General features: G+C 52.5%; 1 protein-coding gene. It reads right to left on the bottom strand.

Going from position 1 to position 1336, the window contains the following annotated elements; all coding sequences use genetic code 11:
- Positions 1-1073 (bottom strand): family 78 glycoside hydrolase catalytic domain (locus tag V7Z60_RS10200; RefSeq protein WP_334117692.1); only part of this gene is annotated, 1073 nt, incomplete at its 3' end.
- Between the last annotated feature and the right edge of the window lie 263 nt (positions 1074-1336).

Here is a 1336-nt window from a genome sequence, read left to right as displayed (position 1 = left end):
CTCCACCTGATGTTTTCAAGCAGCCTTTCCACATCCGGGTCACTGACATGAATCGATCCCGTTTCCTTCATGTCGCTGAAGATGACGACCGCCTCGACCTGGTCCTTTTCAAGGCTGTCAAGTCCGCTTATCCTGGCATACCTGAATCCGTGAAATGTGAACAGCGGCTCGAACGTTTCGGAAAGCCCCCTGCCGACGACGACGTCCCTCTGGTCCTTGTTTCTTCCGACGATGTTTGAAAGGAACCTGCCGGATTCGTCAAGCACCTCGGAGTGTTCGATGACGACTTCACGTCCCGGAGGAAATGCAGCAAAAAGACGCACTCTTCCGGCAATCACCTGCCCGAAGTCCACGATGAAGCTGTCATCTTCCCTCCAGACCTTCACGGCTGAAAGAATCTGCTGCCGTCTGACCTGGGGTCCTTCCTGCGGGCACAAAACGTCATAGTCGTCTTCTCCTTCAAGAAGCACGGCATGTTCGCCTGCCCCCTCGTCATCCTTAAGTCTCAGATCCTGCATTTCACCAATCTGGATGTCCGAATACCTGATATAGCTGTCCCTGACCGTGAAATCACGGTCAGATCCGATTGTCTCGCTTCTTCCGTCGGAATATTCCAGCTCAAGGTCAGAAAGAAGCGCAGGGGTTGTGCCGAACTGCGCACTTCCGCCCTGAACGCTGATTCTTCCTGCATACCATCCGTCAGCAACCAGAACATCAAGGCTGTTTTCACCCTGCCTGACAAGCTCCGTCACGTCAATTTCCTGATACTGCAGGAAGCTGCCGTAGCTGGTGAAGTCCGGCGCAAGAACCGCATCATCAACTTCTCTTCCGTTCATCTCCGCATGATACACGCCATGGGCCGTAATCGTCAGCACAGCCTTGGAAAGCCTGCCTTCAACCCTGAAGCTTCTTGTAAAATGCAGCACCGGCTTCAGCCTCTCTTCAACCGGCTTCTGGTCCGGCTTCTTTCCGCTGAACATGTCAGCCAGTGAAAACGGCGGCTCTGCATTTACCTCGGAACCTGCCCTGGTGATGAAACGTCCCGTCCATCTTCTCTTTTCATTTTTCTTCATGTCAATGCACCTCACCTGATTGATAACGCTATTATAATTTGTCATCCCCGCTTCCGCAATCAGTTCAGTCGACACTCAGGCTGAAAAAGTGATGATTATCGACTTTAATTCCGGTTATGACCGCAAGAACTGGAGAAAAGGGTGAAATGAGACTGGATTACGGGCAAAATGCCGGTTTAGACAAGGTGTGGAGCCGAGCGCTCATGAGCCCGTACACAAGCATGAGGACGACCGAAGGCGAGTGAAACTCGTCCAGGGAGTCA

Source organism: Ligilactobacillus sp. (assembly GCF_036846325.1).
In the GTDB taxonomy this organism is placed as follows: domain Bacteria; phylum Bacillota; class Bacilli; order Lactobacillales; family Lactobacillaceae; genus Ligilactobacillus.
This window is presented reverse-complemented; position numbering and strand designations above follow the sequence as displayed.